General features: G+C 34.6%; 20 protein-coding genes. 1 reads left to right on the top strand and 19 read right to left on the bottom strand.

All coding sequences use genetic code 11. The features are described 5' to 3' along the window. Positions 1 to 30: 30 nt before the first annotated feature. Positions 31 to 330, top strand: coding sequence for a YrhK family protein (locus AUC31_RS11115; RefSeq protein ID WP_058383132.1), 300 nt, complete (start codon positions 31 to 33; stop codon positions 328 to 330). Positions 331 to 540: 210 nt separating this feature from the next. On the opposite strand, the gene AUC31_RS11120 is transcribed toward AUC31_RS11115, so the two are convergent. From AUC31_RS11120 to AUC31_RS11210, 19 genes are all read right to left on the bottom strand, one after another. Then, positions 541 to 1,233, bottom strand: coding sequence for an amino acid ABC transporter permease (locus tag AUC31_RS11120; RefSeq protein ID WP_058383131.1), 693 nt, complete (start codon positions 1,231 to 1,233; stop codon positions 541 to 543). Beyond that, positions 1,234 to 1,944 (bottom strand): amino acid ABC transporter permease, encoded by a 711-nt coding sequence (locus tag AUC31_RS11125; protein WP_058383130.1) that lies wholly within the window; start codon positions 1,942 to 1,944, stop codon positions 1,234 to 1,236. Between the two features lie 96 nt (positions 1,945 to 2,040). After that, a complete protein-coding gene (locus AUC31_RS18045; protein WP_058383129.1) occupies positions 2,041 to 2,322 on the bottom strand; it encodes a type 2 periplasmic-binding domain-containing protein in 282 nt (93 codons plus the stop codon). Between the two features lie 69 nt (positions 2,323 to 2,391). After that, the gene (locus AUC31_RS18050; protein ID WP_058383128.1) at positions 2,392 to 2,877 is read right to left on the bottom strand and encodes a transporter substrate-binding domain-containing protein; all 486 of its coding nucleotides are present in this window, start codon (positions 2,875 to 2,877) and stop codon (positions 2,392 to 2,394) included. A 20-nt stretch (positions 2,878 to 2,897) separates the two neighbouring features. Beyond that, entirely contained in the window at positions 2,898 to 3,662 is a 765-nt protein-coding gene (locus AUC31_RS11140; RefSeq protein ID WP_058383127.1) for an amino acid ABC transporter ATP-binding protein, read from the bottom strand. Positions 3,663 to 3,705: 43 nt separating this feature from the next. Then, a complete protein-coding gene (locus AUC31_RS11145; protein WP_058383126.1) occupies positions 3,706 to 4,764 on the bottom strand; it encodes an NAD/NADP-dependent octopine/nopaline dehydrogenase family protein in 1,059 nt (352 codons plus the stop codon). A 32-nt stretch (positions 4,765 to 4,796) separates the two neighbouring features. Beyond that, positions 4,797 to 5,498, bottom strand: a complete 702-nt coding sequence (locus AUC31_RS11150; RefSeq protein ID WP_058383125.1) for a GntR family transcriptional regulator — start codon at positions 5,496 to 5,498, stop codon at positions 4,797 to 4,799. Between the two features lie 250 nt (positions 5,499 to 5,748). Next, on the bottom strand, positions 5,749 to 7,293 hold the full coding sequence (locus AUC31_RS11155) for an oligosaccharide flippase family protein (protein ID WP_058383124.1): 1,545 nt from the start codon (positions 7,291 to 7,293) through the stop codon (positions 5,749 to 5,751). A gap of 128 nt (positions 7,294 to 7,421) precedes the next feature. Beyond that, a complete protein-coding gene (locus AUC31_RS11160) occupies positions 7,422 to 8,492 on the bottom strand; it encodes a polysaccharide pyruvyl transferase family protein (RefSeq protein ID WP_058383123.1) in 1,071 nt (356 codons plus the stop codon). A gap of 14 nt (positions 8,493 to 8,506) precedes the next feature. After that, on the bottom strand, positions 8,507 to 9,562 hold the full coding sequence (locus AUC31_RS11165) for a glycosyltransferase family 2 protein (RefSeq protein WP_058383122.1): 1,056 nt from the start codon (positions 9,560 to 9,562) through the stop codon (positions 8,507 to 8,509). After that, on the bottom strand, positions 9,549 to 10,748 hold the full coding sequence (locus tag AUC31_RS11170; protein ID WP_058383121.1) for an O-antigen ligase family protein: 1,200 nt from the start codon (positions 10,746 to 10,748) through the stop codon (positions 9,549 to 9,551). The genes AUC31_RS11165 and AUC31_RS11170 overlap by 14 nt, the downstream gene beginning before the upstream one ends. Positions 10,749 to 10,887: 139 nt before the next feature. Beyond that, a complete protein-coding gene (locus AUC31_RS11175) occupies positions 10,888 to 12,078 on the bottom strand; it encodes a glycosyltransferase (RefSeq protein ID WP_058383120.1) in 1,191 nt (396 codons plus the stop codon). Continuing rightward, complete coding sequence (locus tag AUC31_RS11180; RefSeq protein ID WP_058383119.1) at positions 12,075 to 12,605, bottom strand: acyltransferase; 531 nt, start codon at positions 12,603 to 12,605, stop codon at positions 12,075 to 12,077. Before AUC31_RS11180 ends, AUC31_RS11175 begins: the two co-directional genes overlap by 4 nt. Positions 12,606 to 12,624: 19 nt before the next feature. Beyond that, complete coding sequence (locus AUC31_RS11185) at positions 12,625 to 13,659, bottom strand: glycosyltransferase family 4 protein (RefSeq protein WP_058383118.1); 1,035 nt, start codon at positions 13,657 to 13,659, stop codon at positions 12,625 to 12,627. Between the two features lie 123 nt (positions 13,660 to 13,782). Beyond that, positions 13,783 to 15,063, bottom strand: coding sequence for a nucleotide sugar dehydrogenase (locus tag AUC31_RS11190; RefSeq protein ID WP_058383117.1), 1,281 nt, complete (start codon positions 15,061 to 15,063; stop codon positions 13,783 to 13,785). Further along, positions 15,063 to 16,073, bottom strand: coding sequence for an NAD-dependent epimerase (locus AUC31_RS11195; protein ID WP_058383116.1), 1,011 nt, complete (start codon positions 16,071 to 16,073; stop codon positions 15,063 to 15,065). Before AUC31_RS11195 ends, AUC31_RS11190 begins: the two co-directional genes overlap by 1 nt. A 44-nt stretch (positions 16,074 to 16,117) precedes the next feature. Then, complete coding sequence (locus AUC31_RS11200) at positions 16,118 to 17,359, bottom strand: glycosyltransferase family 4 protein (RefSeq protein ID WP_058383115.1); 1,242 nt, start codon at positions 17,357 to 17,359, stop codon at positions 16,118 to 16,120. Between the two features lie 27 nt (positions 17,360 to 17,386). Then, entirely contained in the window at positions 17,387 to 18,601 is a 1,215-nt protein-coding gene (locus AUC31_RS11205) for a DegT/DnrJ/EryC1/StrS family aminotransferase (protein WP_237150595.1), read from the bottom strand. Then, positions 18,543 to 19,271 carry a GNAT family N-acetyltransferase gene (locus tag AUC31_RS11210; protein ID WP_058383113.1) on the bottom strand — a complete coding sequence of 243 codons (729 nt, stop codon included), beginning with the start codon at positions 19,269 to 19,271 and terminating at the stop codon, positions 18,543 to 18,545. The genes AUC31_RS11205 and AUC31_RS11210 overlap by 59 nt, the downstream gene beginning before the upstream one ends. Position 19,272 lies beyond the last annotated feature (1 nt).

Raw genomic sequence — 19,272 nt, forward strand, 5'->3', positions numbered from 1 at the left:
ACAATGTTTTGTAAGGAGGTGCATCCACTCATGACACAAAAAGATGAAAATAATCGTTCGGAAATTGATATTAGTTCAAAAAACCATGAACTCTTTATTCGCAACCGCTATAAGTTTTACTACAATATAAACGATGTGCTGATCGCCGTTTGGTTTATAATCGGCAGTATTTTGTTCTTTTGGAAGGAAACCGAAACGATAGCGATTTGGTTTTTCCTCTTGGGAAGCATCGAGCTGTTAGTTCGACCACTGATGCGGATATTCAGCGAAGTTCACTTGAAGAATATTCGATCAGGAAAAGCTGGGTCCGGAGAAGATACCCGTCGATGAACAGTTGTCACAGGTGAATTTTTTAGAATGCTACTTGTTTCACATCGTATTGTTGTTTGAAATCAAAAAAGAAGCCAGCAATCGGTTGAACCGACTGCTGGCTTCTTTGCTTATATTGTGTCACGCACAGGGACAAAACCACACTCAAATCCCCAGATAAAGGCTTTTCCTACCCGGAAATTGTGTGGTGCACAGGGACAATTACAATCCCTACGTCCGGCTAACCAAATAAGACTCATACTTCCCAGTCAACTTCACAACCAATGCCGCCACACCCCAATACATCAAAGCAGCCACCACAAACGCTTCGACATAGTACGAGTTCGACGCCGCGATCAACCGGGCTTCAGCGAAGATGTCGACGACTGTAATCATGAACCCGAGCGAGATGGCTTTCATGACCACGAGGAAGGCGCTGCCGAACTCAGGCAAAGCTTCGACCAATGCTTGCGGTGTGATGATTCGCTTGAATGCCTGGAATGGCGTATACCCAAGCGATCTTGCCGCTTCAATCTGGCCGTAGCTGACCGATAGAAATGAGCCTCTAATCGTTTCGGCCTGGAAGGACGAAACCGTCAGTGACACCGCGACAATCAGGATCACAACCGGTGAGATATTGTTCGCGTTGTAATCCAAATTCATTAAGCCGGTGAAATAGCCGATGATGCTCGGCAAGGAATAATACATGATAAAGATGAACACGATAAGCGGTGTTCCTCTCAAAAACAGCTTGAACAGTAGGACCACCTGCTTCAGCACCGGCACATTGTATTCCTGGACTAGTGCCATTCCTGTCCCGATTAAAATCGACAGGATGAAAATCGTGATGGCCAAAGCGACGGTTTGGGGAACAACAGATAAGATGCCGAAAAAGTTATCGACCAAAATCTCCATGTTGAGCATTTACGCCACCCTCTTTGCTTTGAGGCCTGAATCGAGCTTGAATTTCTGTGTTTTCTTCTCAAACAAACGCACCATGCCATCTGATAAGAATGTCACGACTATGTAGATGGCTGCCACAATCAAGAACACTTGCACTTGGTTCATGCCAAACGAAGACGCAGCAATCAACTCTGCGCGACCCATGATATCGGCAACACCTAGGGCGAATACGAGCGATGTATCGTGGATCAAGTGAATGAGCGCATTCCCCCATCCAGGCAACGCGACCGGAACCGTCTGTGGCAAGATGATTCGGAAGAATTTCTTCGTCGGCGTGTAGCCCAAGCTGTCAGCTGCTTCATGCTGCCCTTTATCGACTGCTTTATATGCAGCACGCAACACTTCCGTCAAATAGCCACCGTGGTAAAGCGTCAAGGCTAAAATCGCTGCGACGGTTGCGCTCATGCTGGTGACATTGATGCCAAAATTCCCGAGCAGCGGCGGCAGTGCGTAATAAACAATGAACAATTGAATGATAATCGGCACACTTCTGGTAAACGAAGAAATGACAACCGTAATTTGCTTCAGGACTGGAATATTCTTGACGTTGATCATCGTCAGTACAGCACCTAATAATAAGCCCAGTACCGCAGACGCCAACAGAATGATAAACGTGATGTGCGCGACATCCAGTAATAACGAAACGATTTCCCACGTACTCGGTGTAACCATACGACGAGCCTCCCCTTTCGCAACTGGCGTTCACGCCCCATTATAAATCCATTCCCCAGCTTTATAATGAGGCATCACCGCCAAATCTAATCTTGCCTATTCTTTCTTCGTCACATCATACTGGAACACATCTTCTCCGTAATATTCCTCTGAAATCTCAGACAGCGTGCCTTCTTCTCTCAGTTCCGTCAGCGCCTGGTCCACTTCTTCCATCAGCTTTTCATTTTCTTCTGATTTGTAGATGAGCATGATCGTCTCGCCGACATAGATTGGATCTGGTTGAACCACTTCGAGTCCAAGTTCATCGATGATCTCGTTTTGCCCCAGGTTAGCTGGCCCGATAAACGCATCGTATTTACCGTCATTGATTTCTTTCAAACGCTGTGCGTAAGGGATATCGCCACTGGATTCTTCCAGCTTAAGTTCATGCTCAGGGTTTGCTTTCTGTCAGTCCAAGACCACCTGCAAAGTTCCGCCGCCAGCCGTGAATGGCGTAATTTTCTTGCCAACCAAATCTTCCAGCGTTTCAATGCCGCTGCCTTCTTTTACGTACATTTTGATCAAGCTTCGGCCAGTCGGTTCAGAAGGCACAAGGAATTGTTCTTCGCGTTCAGGTGTTGGGTAGAAACCGCCGACATTGAGTTCGTACTTCCCTGTTTTCAATCCCGTTTCCTGGGCACTGTCCGCGACCGCTTGAATATTAAATGCATAATCTTCAAGTTTTTCATCGATGGCGCGCAGTACGTCCGGCTCATAGCCTAGGATTTTGCCGTCCGCCGTTTGCCAGCTCAAGTTTTTGGAAGTCGGAGGCGTCGTCACTTCAATCGTCCTGACGTCGCCGTCTTCCGCAGCCCCTGCCGTTGGCTCATCGCCGCACGCTGCCAAAGTCAAAACCGTTCCCAATGCGAACACAGATAATGTAAGTTTCTTCAATAAAAACATCCCCTTTTGTTTTATGAGTGAACTGCCATTAATTCAATTGCTTCCGGATAGTAATGCTTGAGAAATTGCCGTGTTCGTTCGTTTTGCGATTGTTCGAAGATTTCTTCCGGCGACCCTTGTTCAACAATATGGCCTTTTTCCATAAAGACGATTTTGTTTGAGACTTTGCGCGCAAAGTCCATTTCGTGTGTGACGAGCAGAATCGTGACACCCGTCTGTGCGACGCGTTCAATGACTTTCAGTACTTCCGCGACCAATTCCGGATCGAGCGACGAGGTCGGTTCATCGAACAGCACGACATCAGGTTCGACGGCCAAAGCCCGCGCGATGCTCACCCGCTGTTGTTGACCGCCTGACAAGCGCGACGGGTACTCGTCTTTCTTTTCCAATAAGCCGACTTTTTCAAGAAGATCGATGCTTTTTTCGTAGGCTTCTTTTTTGGACTTTTTCTGGACGGCGATTTGGGCATCCATGACGTTTTCAACGACCGTTTTGTTTTTGAATAAATTAAATTGCTGGAACACCATCGCCGTATTGCGCCTTAACTGAAGAACCTCTTTTTTGTGGATTTTCTTGAAATCGACACTTACATCCGCCAACTGCATTTGTCCTTCGTCCGGTTCGACCAAGTAATTGACGCATTTCAGGATGGTTGTTTTCCCCGTTCCACTCGGTCCGATAAATGTGACGACGTCGCCTTTATTGACCTGTAAATCCACGCCTTTCAATACTTCCTTATCCCCGAATGACACTTTCAAGTTTTGAATCGCTAACATGAACCCTCACTCCTTTACGGAATTATTGTCAATCGCATGTGTTTCAGTTAATCAATTTCTCAGCGGCGCCGTAGCTGCTCAACTCTTCGAAGGTGATGTTCTCAAGATTTACGCCTTCTTTGCGGTAATCCACTGCTGACAGCAAACAAGTGATGTCGATCAATGAGTCAGTGTATGGAATATCAATTCCGGCTTTTTTGGCGATTTCTGAAATGGCTACTAAGCCGAACGGGATGTCTTCTGTGAAGTAACGATGATTTAAGGTGGTCGGCCCGTTGCCTTCTGGGAACAAGCCAGGCAAGGCTTTGTACAGATCGGAATAATCGGTGCCATAGAAATTGTTCAAGATGCTCAGAATGTCTTGAGTCTCGACATGGAACAGATCGGCAATCTTCCTACGCTCTTCGTCTACTTTTTCGATGTAGCGAACCGTCAGCGGTGAGACGCCGTCCGGATAAAAACGGAACGCTTTCGAATCGTCGATGCGGCTGGCATTGAATACTGAGATCGGCACATGGACAACGACGTTTGTGTTATTGAACGAAGTTTCGAAAATGTTCTTGGATGGGATGAGATGCGGAAATCTCTCCCAGAACCGAAGCGGCAATGCCGGCTGGCCATTCGATGTCGACAGCGTACTGACCAATACATTGCTCTTGATCCGCCTGATGACTACGCCTCCTGCATCGTCGGCGTTGCTGATGAACGGCTGTGCGCTCGTTTCAGCGATCGTGATGTTTTTCGTTTCGATGTCACTCCCGAGAATCTGTTTGCACTCAATCGCTCCCCAATATCCAGGAATAAAGACGATGGTCTGGTTGGGCTCTAAATATGGCTGCATTTCCTTGATGACCGGCTTATGCCCATCCGCCGTCGTCGAGACGATAATGATCTCTGCTCCGCTCAACACTTGCTCCATCGAAGTCGAAGCTTTCAGTTGAACGTATCCGGAATAAATGCCGGTCACGTCCAATCCTTCACGAGAAATTCTCGCCGCCCTGTTTTCATCTCTTGTGTACAAGCTCACCTTTTCATCGTTCAATGCCAGATAGCCAGCAATTGCCTGGCCCGTATTCCCTCCACCGATCACTGCATACGTCACAGAACCACCCCTAAGTTTAGTTTATGGCCAGGTTATTTCCCCTCGCTCGCTGCTTTGTTCGCGCTCTCGTATTGTTCGACTGCCTTGACCGCGACTCTCATCGCTTCAATGATGTGCTTTTCAATCTCCAGCTCCGCCCGGTCTTTATCTCGGTTAACCATCGCATCCAGGATAACTTCGTGCTCATCGGATGAGGTTTTGATCTCAACCAAATGCTGGTGCGCCAAATGGCGGTAGCGATTCAGCCGGTCATTCAACTGAAAGATGATTTTTACGACTGTCGTGTTATTGCTGATGGTATAGATGGCGTTGTGAAACTTGCCGCCGAAATCCTCGGTATCTTTGTAATTCTCCAAACGCGACGTCAATTGCACCATCTTTGTGAGATAGGATAAATACTCAATCGACTCATCCGTTAAATTATCGATGGCATCGCGGATCAAGATCCCTTCGAGCTTGCTTCGCATGATAAACAGCTCTTTAACTTCTTTAATCGAAATTGGCGTGACACTGAAAGTGCCATTGGAATTACGCACCACTAACTCTTCCACTTCCAATCGCTGCAAGGCTTCACGAAGCGGCGTGCGGCTGATTTCCAGTTCTTTCCCAAGCTTCTCATTAACAATCGCCTGGCCAGGTTCCAACACACATTTCAAGATCTTTTCTTTAATTTGTTCATATGCAATATCTTTTGCGGATATTCTGCCTAAATTGCTTTCCATCGTTTCAAACAAGATTGCCACCCCCTTGAACAATTTAATATCTGAATAATTGTATACATTTATTATAACTTTAATTATTCAGAATACAATGACTATTTTGAATTTATTTTCTTTAAAGGCTTTATTGTTTTAGCTTTAGTTACTAAATATAAGAGTTTACCAATAAAAATAGAGCCACCGATAATTTTTATCGACGGCTCTAAAGTGAAATCATTTTGTAAATTATTTATTGAATCTTAAATTTAATTTGTGGAATTTAAAGTTATAAATTCTTCATAGGAATAACTTTTTTAAATAAAACTATCAATTTGTTACTTTCATTTTTGAATAGTTCTTTTTCATAACTATTCATGCCTAACTTCCACAAAATGGCTAAATAAACGACACTAAAAATTGTTCCTTTTAGTATTAATCCAGTCCAACTTATATAGTTTATCCAACTTAATAGATGCCCTATAAAAGTTGCAATTATCATTGAAATTAAAAGATATCCAAATACTTTTCTATAAAATAATAACATATTTAATTTCACTTTAAATTGATAAAAAATATTCATAGCAATTATATTACCAATGGTTAACGATAACGTGGTTCCTAAGGCAGTTCCAATTATACCGTACCATTTGGTGAGATAAATACTAATAACTACATTTACTATAGAAATACACAAATAAATTATTGCTCTATATCCATGCATATTTTTGGCTTGTAAAATTGTAATACCAATTGTTTGAGTTAATACTACTGATAATGGTATTACTATTACAAGTGTTATATACCAAGCTTCCATAAATTCGCTACCTACCCATAGGTATATAAAATCTTTTCCAAAAAGAATGAAATTACTGAGCACTAATCCAATTACTATGAATTGTAAACGACCAGTTTTGATCATTAAATTTGTTAACTCTTCTCCTGTTGTTTCGAGCACTACCATTTTTGTTATCTTAGGAAGAAAAACACTTGAAATAGCAGTAGAAAATGCAATAAAATATTGACCAATTAGCATCCCTACAGCAAATATAGCCACTTCACTCGTACTTGCCATAACACCTAATATTAAATGCCCTATTCTCCAATAAATTTGATCTACGATTACGCTAATGAAAATTAGTGAAGAGTAAGAGAAAATTTCTTTTATTAGATTTGAATTTAAATCGTAAAATTTTATTTTCACGTTTAATTTCCTTAAAGCATAGAAAATCATTGAAAACATCATTATTACATTTAATATTGCATCAACTAAAACAACTGTAATCACATTATAATTCAAATTTAATAAGATAACTATCGCTAACACACGAACTAATGCTCTGATTATTGTCAAAAGGCGAGGGAAAACAAACTTTTCATAGGCTGTTATTATTCCTCTAAACAAATTCATTGGTAATGTAAACGAAAGACTTATTACTAGAATAATAAACATTACTTTTGCAATTTCGATTTCTTCACCTGTTAGAGAATTTCCAAAAATCAATTCTAAATTTATATATATAAGTGATCCTAGTATAAGAACAGCAAAAGATATTAGAGAATATATAATTAAAGTTAAAAATATAAAATTTTCTTCTTCTTCTTTCTTGCTTTCTGCTCTGAATTTAGATATGAATCTTATTGTAGTATTGCTTAAACCAAAATCTAACACTGCAATATAGCCAACAAATGCGCCAATTAGTATATATAAGCCATATTCTGATGATCCTAGGCTTTTAATTAAAAATGGCGTTAAGAATAAATTCGTGAGATTAGTTACTAATAGCGAGATATAAGATAAGTAAATTCCACTTTTTAGTTGGCTTTTTGCCATGAGAGTCACCATTCTTTTAATTAATTACTATGTATTAAATCTCTCTATATAACTACTAGAGTTCAGTAGTTTAACGAAATAAAACACAAAAAATTTCACATATTACTAATATTAAAAAATTAAAGTTATCATTCTTTCAAATGCTTGTCTAAAATCTTAAAATGCTGTTTTGCTTCTTGTGAATATCTGGTCATATCAATTAAGTTATTTTCTTTTTCTAAAGAGAAAATAATTTCTTCGTAATCATTTTCAAATAAACTTTTTATTGACTTTACAGTGCCTTCGTATTTCAAATCATCTAAAGTATTTATCATTTTCTCACTATAAGCTATCGGAATCACTGAGGAACTTTGTACTAATCCTAATATCATAGCATGAAATCTAGAAGCTACCACAATTTCCATAGAATTGAATTCCTTTAAAAAATAATCAATATCTCCACTGTAATTTACAATTTCCACTTCATCTGACAGATAGGAAACTCTATTTAACAGGTTATTCGCAGCAGTTAAATCTCCTTCTTCCTCACAAAAGGAAAATAACTTTATAGTATAACCCTTACTAGCATAATTAATTATTATTTCTTTTAAATTGTTTAAATAAATTTCCTCTTTTTCCAACAATTCTTTCCTGTCACTCAAATTTATAATTGAGATCCCAATGCTTTTAGGGGTTTTTTCGTAATTATTTGAATATGAGAGTACGATATCAGGTGATACTCTTGCGTTATCTATGTCATGAAATAGTTTCAATGACTTTGTATCTCTAAATGATATATCATTAAATACTTTAAATAATTCTTTGTACGAATTCAAATACTCATCTTTTTTAAAAGGACCAAAATTACAGCCAAGCAAGAAGTTGTTGCTAAATGAATTTACTTTTAAAGAATATTTATGAAATTTACGCTTCCACTTGTCATTTTCAATAAAAAGCGATCCGCCAATATGAACATGAGAATTTACAAAAAAAGAAAGTATTTTTGTTGCAAATAGCCTCCTGAAAATTTTATAAGATATTTCATCGATGTAATAACCTATAGTCGAAGCGTGTAAATTATTAAAGGATTTTAAAAAAACTGTTTTTTGGGGTGTAAATATTATAAATTTTATATATGGAAATCTTTCACATAAAATTTTAAGAAACAAATCATCTCCCAGGTTGTTATTAACATAAGCAGATAACATAATTTTTTTCATATGGTCCCCCTTATCTATCTTCTCAATATCTTTATTTGACTTTTGAACCACCATATACTACTTATTAGTTTATAACTTTTTTTCTCTAGCAAGTAATTCAATATGAAGAAATAAGGTTCCTTCCTTGGGTCGAATAGATTTATTTTCAAAAGTTTCTCTAATTGGCTATCGTATGGTATTTCTTCTATTATTTTTTTTAGACTTTTCTTTGAAAAATTCTTTTTTTGTAATAAAGTATAGTATTCAATATTACTTACAAAAGCACTCACATATCTTTTTGATAATACTCGTTCGATTTGATTATTATTTAAATCAAAATAAGCAGCGAAATTTTTCATATAATTATATTTAATGCGTTCGGACTGGAAATATTCATATGTAAAGTTATTGGTAGCACTTAATTGATTGTTATTATAAAAGTACAAATCTCTAGATACTACAGCTATTTTTGTAACTTTTTTTAAATATTCCAAATTAAATAATCTATCTTCACCATATTTCATATCTTCAGTGAATCTAATGTTATTTTTTAATATTAATTTTCTACTGAATATTTTTGTACAAACACTATTTAAATCATTATTTTCAATAAATATTCTAACAATATCTTTTATTTCATCCTCTTTTAGAACTTTTATATCTTCAAAATTAAATCTAAAGGCATTCTTTTGCTTTTCTCTCAAGAAATTGAAAAGCACCCATTCATGGTCATCACTTTCTAATTTGTTAATTAACCAATCAATATTTTTAGATATTACTAAATCATCGCTATCGATAAACCAAACATATTTACCTCTGGCGTTTGCTAATCCTCTATTTCTTGATATACTCACTCCAGAGTTTTCTTGGCTAAGTATGTATAAGTTTTTAATTCCCGAGTACTTATTAATTACGTTTAAAGTATTATCATTAGATCCATCATTAATAAGGATAATCTCAATTCTCTCTAGATAACTTAAATTTCGAAAAATCGATTCAAGACATTTGTCAATGCTTAATTCCCCATTATAAATTGGAATAATTATAGTTAACAAAGGAGTTGGGTTTGACTTCGATTTATTTAAATCCATTTTTTTTGTATCCTTTCAATAAAGTTATCCATGAAAATCCAATCCCTAAATATACATAAGTAAACTTGTCATACCAAGTAACTGTAGTAAAATCTCCGAAAAGTTTAATAGAGAAAAGTAATATTAGCGTATTTGTTATATAATCTCTTTCTTTAATATATCTTATTAAAACAAAAATTATATATAAGTGAAGTCCATAAAAAATCAAAGTCCAGATGAGACCGTTATTCACCAACAGTTCTATATAATTATTATGAGACGGACTGAATGTTCCGAAAAAATCTTCATAGATTACACGATAATTTCCAGTTCCATAACCTAATAAGGGGCTTTCCTTAAAAATTTCCCAACCGAACTGTATCATAGTGCTTCTAGTTTCAAAAGAATTATCGGTTTCACTGTTACCTGATAAAGAAGCTATCAAACTTTCGAACCTTTTAAATGTGTTATCGAAAATATTTAAAGTACTTAACCAAAATAAAGCCCCCATTGCAACTCCCAAAGATATAAACAGGGTAAAAATCTTTTTGTAGTTATAAATCATAACAAGTAAAATCAAACAGATTATTAACAACAATACTGCTTTTCTTGAACCAGATAGTATGGCAAATAAAAAAGGTATAGTGCTAATTAAAAATGGAGAGTACCTCTTTTTATGTAAAGCATAGGAAACTAAAATAGCGAACGTAATCACTGAAAAATATCCAAAACTATTCTCCTGATTGATGTCTCCGCCGACCCTTAACCCATATAGTAATGCATTTAGCAACTCTTCCAGTCCATAATAATAGATCGAATATCCGCACATTATCAACCCACCGACAACTATATATTTCAGCAGTTTTTCAATATCTCTTTTTTTCTCAATAGTGTTATATATGCCTAATGATAATATAGAGAGTTGAGCAAGGGTCACAGATTTACTAAATACAATATTCCCATCCATGCTCCAAAAGTAGGACAAGAAAGAAAGAAAGAGAAGGATTATAATAATAATTATAAATTTCGGTACTTTAATTTCATTTTCTAAAATAATTTTTCTGGCAATTAAAGCCATAAACATAACAAAGAATAATTGTGAGATAACATTTAATTGAACGTCAAAATTAAATATAAACAAGGTCGTTATATATATCCCTAAAATGTCTACTAAATAGTTATTAGAAGAACTGACTTTTGTTATCATTTATATTTCTCCTTGTTTATTTAACATTAAATAATGAAAACTAAAGTATTACTAATTGAAAATTTTATACTGATCTTTTAGAGTTTTGCAAAATCCATTTTAAAATAATCTTGAATATTTTTAGATTAATTTCATTTACTTAGCATTTTTCCAGCGTTTTAGAAAGCTTTTTAAAGAAGGTATCGTAGTCATAAACAAGTGATCTTTCATAAGATAAAGAACTGTAGGTTGCTCTTAGTTCTTTATTAATTGATAACTCAATTATTTTCTCTGCTAATTTTTCTTCTTCCCTATTAATTTGGTTAACATGGTAGTTTGGAGGGCCACTTTTAAATGGTTCGATTAGAATTCCATAACTTTTGAAAAAAGGTAAGTTATTATTTCTTTCTTCAGACTGCATTAAAATCTCTTTAGGTCCATTTTTACAATCTGTAGAAATCACTGGTAATCCAACTGCCATCGCTTCTACAATAGCATTTGGAAATCCTTCATTTAAAGATGAGCATACATAAAAGTCACATCTCATAAGAAAGTTATACGGGTTTTTTTGAAATCCAACAAAAAAAACATCTTCTTGGAGTCCTGATTTTTTAATCATTTCTTTAATATCTTTTTCTAATTCTCCCCTATGGCCAATAAATACAAGCCCTAAGTCAGGAATTTCTTTTTTTGCTAAGATAAAAGCTTTTATTAAATGCCAATATCCTTTATCTTGTTTAAAAGCTCCCATAGTCACAGCAGTAGTATGAGTTTCTGTGAAATTGATAAAATCTAACTCACTTTGTTTTAATTTTTCATGAGATAATTTTTGAATGTAATCTACGTTAAAAGGATTTGGCAGTACTATTAGCTTGCTAGAATCAACGTTATAATCATTAATGAAGTCTAACTTCATTCTATCGGTTTGTACAATAAATCGAAAAGAGTTTTTTATCATTTTAGAATACTTATGCCCATTCTTTTCATAATCTCTTTGTCCTCTGCATGTCAGAATTGATTTACCTTTGTGATTTGCAAAATAATTAACTGTATTTGCAGCATATAAAAAACTAATTGTAGTTTCTATATTATATTTACGTAAGTAATAAGATAACTTGATTATTCTTGAAAATCTATTTAATACTTTTAGAATTTTATTATTACTTGCGCTGGAATTCAAATTCACTAAAGTTCCGCCATAGTCGTAACTTATATTCGAATCATCATAAACAAAAACAAATACATCAATGCCTGACTCTTCAAATAACTTTGATGTGATAGAAACTACTCTTTCTGCACCACCAGATTCTAAATGAGGTATTAGCAGACCGATTTTTTTATTTGAATTCATAATACTTCTAGATCTTTTCTGTTTTTTATAACTTTAGCCGGATTTCCTACCACTATCGAATACTCTGGAATATCTTTCGCAACTACTGTTCCGGCTCCTAGTATACTTCCTCTTCCAATTTTAACCCCTGGTAGAATAATAACTCTTCTTCCTAACCAACAATCATCGCTTATAAGAACGGGTTTAACTTTTTCAGATCCTTGCTGTTGCATAGGAATATCTGTTCTACTACTTGCATGATTATGTGTATATATAATTACTTCAGGACCCATATTCACATTTTTACCTATCATAACAGGACCATGAATTTCACAATTAACACCTATTCCAGAATTATCATCTAAAGTAACTTGACTATTAAAAACAGCACCTCTCTCAATGTTAATGTTTTTTCCGGTCGATTTCATTATTTTTCTAGCAAAAAAACCTCTAATATTTTTTGCTGTTTTCAAATGGTTAGATTGAGGTAAATGCTTTCCGAAAAATGAATAAAGCAGTATGAGTATCTTTTCTTTCCTTGATTTCATAAAATACAAATCTCCTGTTTTATTTAAAATTTTTAATTAATTTATTTATAACTAGATCTGCATGATATTTTTTTCCTTCTTCAATGCAGTTTATTTTCATTTCCTCCACAACTCTTATATTCTTCACCAAATAAAGAAGTTTGTTATAAAAATCTTCACGGACATTAAATTCGTATACATAGCCTGTAGAACCCATAGTTATAATATCTTCCCAAGATTCCCATTTTGAAGCTACAACTGGTAATCCACTCAAATAGGCATCAAGAATTGTTCCAGGAAAGCCTTCAGTATAAAACTTTGTTGGAAATAACAATAAATAATACTGACTTAATATCGGAATAATGTCGTTATATTCTACTGTACCTTTATATTGAACAAAATTTTTATTTGAAATAATGAGTTTTTCTAATTCTTTTTTATAAATCGGATCTATAGGACCGTAAATATCTAGAGTTACTGCCGGATCGATTTCGTTTATTCTTCTAACAACTTCTATTGCTTCACCAATCCCTTTTTTTTCGTTGATTCTTGAAAATATACACAATTTTTTAATCCTATGATTTAACGGAGCCACTTTTTGTAGATCTATCGGCGGAATCATTTTGAAGTTTTCCATTATTTCTACATTGTTGACACTAATTTCATTAAGTTTTTTCTGGAAAGTCTGGGTTTGGACATAAATAATATCTATTTTTTTAATGAAATTTAAAAGTATTTTTTTTCCTTCTAATAAATTCACCAACCATGCTCCAACTACTATATAATGCAATTTTCTATTAAATAATCCGCATAAAATAACAAATAACGGTACGAATGCACGCACACCATTATGCGCCGGAATAATTATAATATTTTCGCAGTTTTTAACTAATTTAAAACACATTAATAACAACTTAAATGGATTTGCTTTCCACCCCTCAGTATCAATAATGGCAATTTCATTTGCTCCATAAATTTCTTCTAACTTTTTTTTTATAATTCTAGTTTTTATAGTTTGCCCGCCTTTTGCCTCTTTCCCTAATGCAAAATTACCGCAGATGCCAATTTTTTTCATATTATATCTCCATTTTAGAACTTATTATTTTAGCGTTAGTGCTTAATGATTTTTGCCATTAAGCACATCAATTATTAATCGCATTTTTCACTATTAAGATACTATAATGTAACGAAAATTTAATTATAGTCTCCACAAATCTATTGCATTAGGTTTTTCACTTAATGGCAAAATACTTTTAACATCTACAAGTATTCCTTTTTGATTTTTTAATAAGGACTGCATTTCTTTCCAATTTTTTTCAACATATTTTTTGTGGGGCACAGCTAATACTATAGCGTCAGCTTCTTCTAATTTATTGTATGGTATTAATTTGATTCCATATTGTTTTTCAGCTTCTTCCGAAGTTGCTTCAGCATCCGTTACTTGGACCTCGATATCATATTCCTGCAATTCTCTAATAATATCTAAAACTTTTGAATTACGTAAATCTGGAACGTTTTCTTTAAAAGTTAGACCTAAGACAGTAACCTTAGCACCTTGAACTCCTACGCCTTGTTTAATTAACTTTTTTACTAAGGTTCTTGCAATATATTTTCCTAGTTCATCATTTATTCTGCGTCCTGATAAAATAACATCTGGTTGATATCCCACTGCTTGAGCTTTGTGTGTTAGATAATAGGGGTCTACACCAATACAATGGCCACCAACTAGCCCTGGAGAGAACTTAAGAAAATTCCATTTGGTACCTGCTGCTTCTAATACTTCAGCAGTGTCAATGTTAAGAATATCAAAAATCATTGCTAGTTCATTCATTAGAGCAATATTTACATCACGTTGAGTATTCTCAATTACTTTAGCAGCTTCTGCAACCTTAATCGAGCTTGCTTTGTGTACTCCTGCTTTAACTACACTAGAGTATGTATCTGCTATGACATTTAATATTTCATTATTTTGACCAGCTACTACTTTAGTAATAGTGGTAAAGGTGTGCTCTTTATCACCTGGGTTAATGCGCTCGGGTGAATAACCTACAAAGAAGTCTTCACCATATTTTAATCCGGAGGACTTTTCAAGAACCGGAACACAAACTTCTTCTGTAGCTCCCGGGTATACAGTTGACTCATACACAACTATTGTTCCACTAGTTAAAACTTTACCCACAGTCTCAGATGCTTTAATTAATGGATTGAGATCTGGCTGGTTATGTTCATTGATTGGTGTAGGCACCGCCACAATTATAAAATCTGTTTTACTTAAGCTAGAAGGGTTTGATGTGAATTCAATATTGACATTCTTTAATTCTTCATCAGTTACTTCATTAGTATAGTCTGTACCACTTTTTAAAGTTGAAATTCGATTTGAATTAATATCAAATCCTATAATTTGATGTTTTTCACCAAAAGCAACTGCTACTGGTAAACCAACATAACCTAAACCTACGACTCCAATTTTTCTATTCATTACAATTTCACTCCATAATATTTGATGTACCAATCAACAAATTTTCCCACACCATGTTTAATATTTGTTTTTGGCTGAAAATCAATTTCTGTAAATAAATCTTCTACATTTGCATATGTAGCTGGAACATCTCCCGCTTGAAGTGGCATAAAGTTCTTAATTGCTTTTTTACCAGTTTTTTCTTCAATAGCTTCGATAAAATCCATTAATCTTACTGGATTGTTGTTTCCTATATTATATATTCTATACGGCGCATAGCTAGTTCCAGGATTTGGATTTTTACCTGTCCATTTAGGATTTGGCTTTGCTGGTTTTTTTATCAACCTTGATATTGCTTCAACAATATCATCGACGTAAGTAAAATCTCTCATCATTTCTCCATTATTAAAAACGTTTATTGGTCTTTCTTCAATGATATTTTTTGTAAACATAAATAAGGCCATATCAGGGCGTCCCCAAGGCCCATATACCGTAAAAAATCGCAAACCAGTCGTAGGAAGATTATATAAACTACTGTATGTATGGGCCATTAACTCATTAGCTTTCTTAGTTGCTGCGTATAAACTCAATGGGTGATCAACATTGTCGTCAACATTAAATGGCAACGTTTCATTGGCTCCATATACTGAGCTGGAGGAAGCATAAATTAAATGTTTAACGTTACTATGCCGACTAGCCTCTAATACGTTCATAAATCCCACTATATTTGAGTCAATATAAGCACTAGGATTTTCTAAGCTATATCGAACCCCTGCCTGAGCTGCTAAATTAACTACTACTTCTGGATTTTCTTTCAAGAAAATATCATTTATTTCTTTTTTATTTTCTAAATTTGTTTTGTAAAAATTAAAATCATCACAACTAAGTAATTTTAACCTAGCCTCTTTTAATGAAACAGAATAATAATCATTTAAATTATCAATACCTACTACTTCATACTTAAGTTCTAAGAGTTTCTTAGATAAAGTCGATCCTATAAATCCCGCAGCACCAGTGATTAATATTTTCATAACAAGCACTTTCCTTTACTATTTTAATTAGTTTCTAACTACTTTTAATGTTTTTTCTCTGCAATATTCACTAAGAAAGATGAGAGTTCTCCATAAACGATGTCCGCATTGAATTTTTCGTTAAACAACTTTATAGCTCTCTCAGACATTAATTCAACTTCACATGTATTATTACTATAGTATTTAATTTTAGATGCTAGCTCTAAACCATTTTTATATACTGTACCACTTCCATATTCTCTTGATAATTCAGCCATAACTCCATCTATTGACAATAAAACAGGTAAAGAAGCTGATAAGTACTCTCCGAACTTATTTGGAGTGTTATCTATAAAATTCCGACTCTTACGGTATGGAGCAATCCCCATGGAAGAAGCTCTTAGTAAAGTATTAATCTTTTCTTTTTCAATCCAGCCAGGCATAATAACATTATCTAAATATTCCGTTTTCTTTTTAACCTCATCAAAGGATTCGCCTAATCCACATAATACAAATTTAACATTTGGAGTATCTTTTAAAATTTGGGCTGCCTCAATAATAGGTTCAAACTCAAATTGTTTACCAAAGTTCCCAAGAAATGCAACTATGAAATCTGAACTATTTAGATTAAAAGTGGTCCATTCTTCTTCAAATATGTCTTTATCTTGAGAATGTAATTGTGGTTTATATGAAGTGTAAAAAACTTGATCGTTAAATCGTTTATTTATTTCCGCAACATCTAGGCCATACTGAAGAAATTTTGGAGTAACACCTATTATTGAATCAGTGTTCTTAATCATTTTTTTTACTTTTTTCTCACTAAATTTAATATATGGCTTGATAATATTCTTACTCCACGATGGAATAACTTCATAATAAATTTCTGGCCACAAATCTCTAATATCTACTACAACTGGTATGTCATTTTCGTTCGCGTAGCCAACGATTTCATTAGATAACTCTAAAGGAGCTAATGTTGTTATGATAATGTCAGGTTTTTGAAATTTAGTTACATTTAGTTTCATCCATTTCGCTAACTTACGATGATGTAAAACTCTTGAAAGAGAAACATTTTTTTTATATCCTTTCGTTTTAATTAAATGAATCTTCAAATTTTCATTTACTGAAATATCAATATCAATTTCACTTCTTTGAATTTTCTTATAGTGATGAAAAGCAGAACTAAACCAGTGTACTTCATGTTTTTGTTCAGCCATTAGAGTTGAAAGCATACCCATTCGTCGTAACCTAACATTTTTCCCATCTGAAGGTAGAGGTTCACCTTCTGAGACAATCCATACTCTCATTTATTACTCCTTTCAAATAAATATTCTTTAAGCTTTTTGTAACCGTTTTTTATTTTTAATAGATGTAATGTTATTAATAACTTTATTTACACTAGAAGGACTTAAAGAAGAATATAAAGGAAGAGAGATTATTTCTTCAAACCACTTTTCAGTGTTTTTCAAATTAGAGTTATATTTATACTCATTATAAGCACTCATCAAATGTACTGGAATGAAATGTACACTAGTTCCTATATCTTTCTCAGCCAAATGATCAATAAGTTCATCTCTAGTTAAAGGAAATTCTTCAGTAACCCTGATAATAAATAAATGCCACGCATGTTTGGTAGTGTATTCATTTTCTTCTTGTAAAACTATTCCTTCTACGTCTTTAAGACCTTGCTTATACAAACTTACCAAAGACTCTCTTTTATACTGCATGTCTTCAAGACGTGCCAATTGATTTAGTCCTAATGCTGCTTGAATATCAAACATATTGTATTTATAACCAGGTTCTTCGATGTCATACATCCAAGAGCCCCCTTTACCATATCTATTCCAAGCGTTTTTGCTCATACCATGGGTAATTAGCACACGGGCTTTCTGGGCAATATTTATATCATCTGTAACTAGCATGCCACCTTCACCAGTCGCAAGATTTTTGGTCGCATAAAAGCTATATGAAACGGCACCTTGTGGCTTGTGGCCAATTCTATTCCCCTTATATTCTGTATAGATAGCATGAGCAGCATCTTCTGAAACAAACAAATCATATTTATTAGCAATATCATAAATTTTGTCAAGATCACATGCTTGCCCAGCATAATGTACAGGTACAATTGCTTTTGTTTTGTCTGTTATTTTTTCTTCTATTTTATTTACATCTATCAAACCAGTATTAGGATCAATATCTACAAATACAGGTTTTGCTCCTACGTGAAGTATGGTGTTTACCGAAGCAGCGAAAGTCATTGAAGTTGTAATAACTTCATCTCCTTTTCCTACTCCAGCAGCGATTAAAGCGATGTGAAGCGCCGCTGTGCAAGAATTCATCGCTACAGCATATTTAGCACCTACATACTTAGCAAATTTTGCTTCGAATTCAAGGGTCTTAGGCCCCTTGGCTAACCATCCCGATTGCAAAGTATCAATTACATCTCTTATTTCTGCCTCAGTAATATCTGGTAAACAATAAGGAATAAAATTATCGCTCATATGAAAAATCCTTTCTCGGCCAGTAATGGTATACTGAACTTTTTTCATTATAGGTAAAACCTTTATTCAAATAACAATTGACTGCCTGTATATTATCCACCTGTGTCCCAACTCTAATAACTGGAATTTCTTTTTCGTACGCGAAATTTTCCAGTGTAGAAATGAGTTTTGTTCCTATCCCTTTTCCTTGAGCCTGTGCAGAAAGGGAAATTAGTTCAATTGTTACAATATCATCTTTCAAGGAAAACAGTAAAAAACCTACTATTCCGTTCTCTTCAGCCAAAATAAAATACTTGTCTGGTTTTTCGAAAGAATTCTTAACCCAGTTAGCATAGATTTTCTTTGCAGCTTCAATGTCTAAGTTGGGATCATTAAAGAATCTAGAATAATTAAATGCCTCCGAAGCAATTTGGATGACCTCATTTATTTCCTCACAACTACTTTCAATTAGATAAGAACTATATTCCGATTTATACGTAATTTTCTTTTGAAATTGCATATTTGTGTCAACCAAAAAACTTGACGTCATTTTACCGATAAGATAATTATTAAAAGGGTTATTATTAATATTGGTAAATGTCACAAACTGAAACTCTTCTGTTCCTTGTAATAGCTGATTAAACTCACATTCTTCTAATTTCTCATGAAGAACTACTTTAGCAGAACTAACTCCAAAATATTCAGTATCCCAATCGAGTCGCATTATATCGTATTTCAAA

It is taken from the genome of Planococcus rifietoensis (assembly GCF_001465795.2).
GTDB lineage: Bacteria > Bacillota > Bacilli > Bacillales_A > Planococcaceae > Planococcus > Planococcus rifietoensis.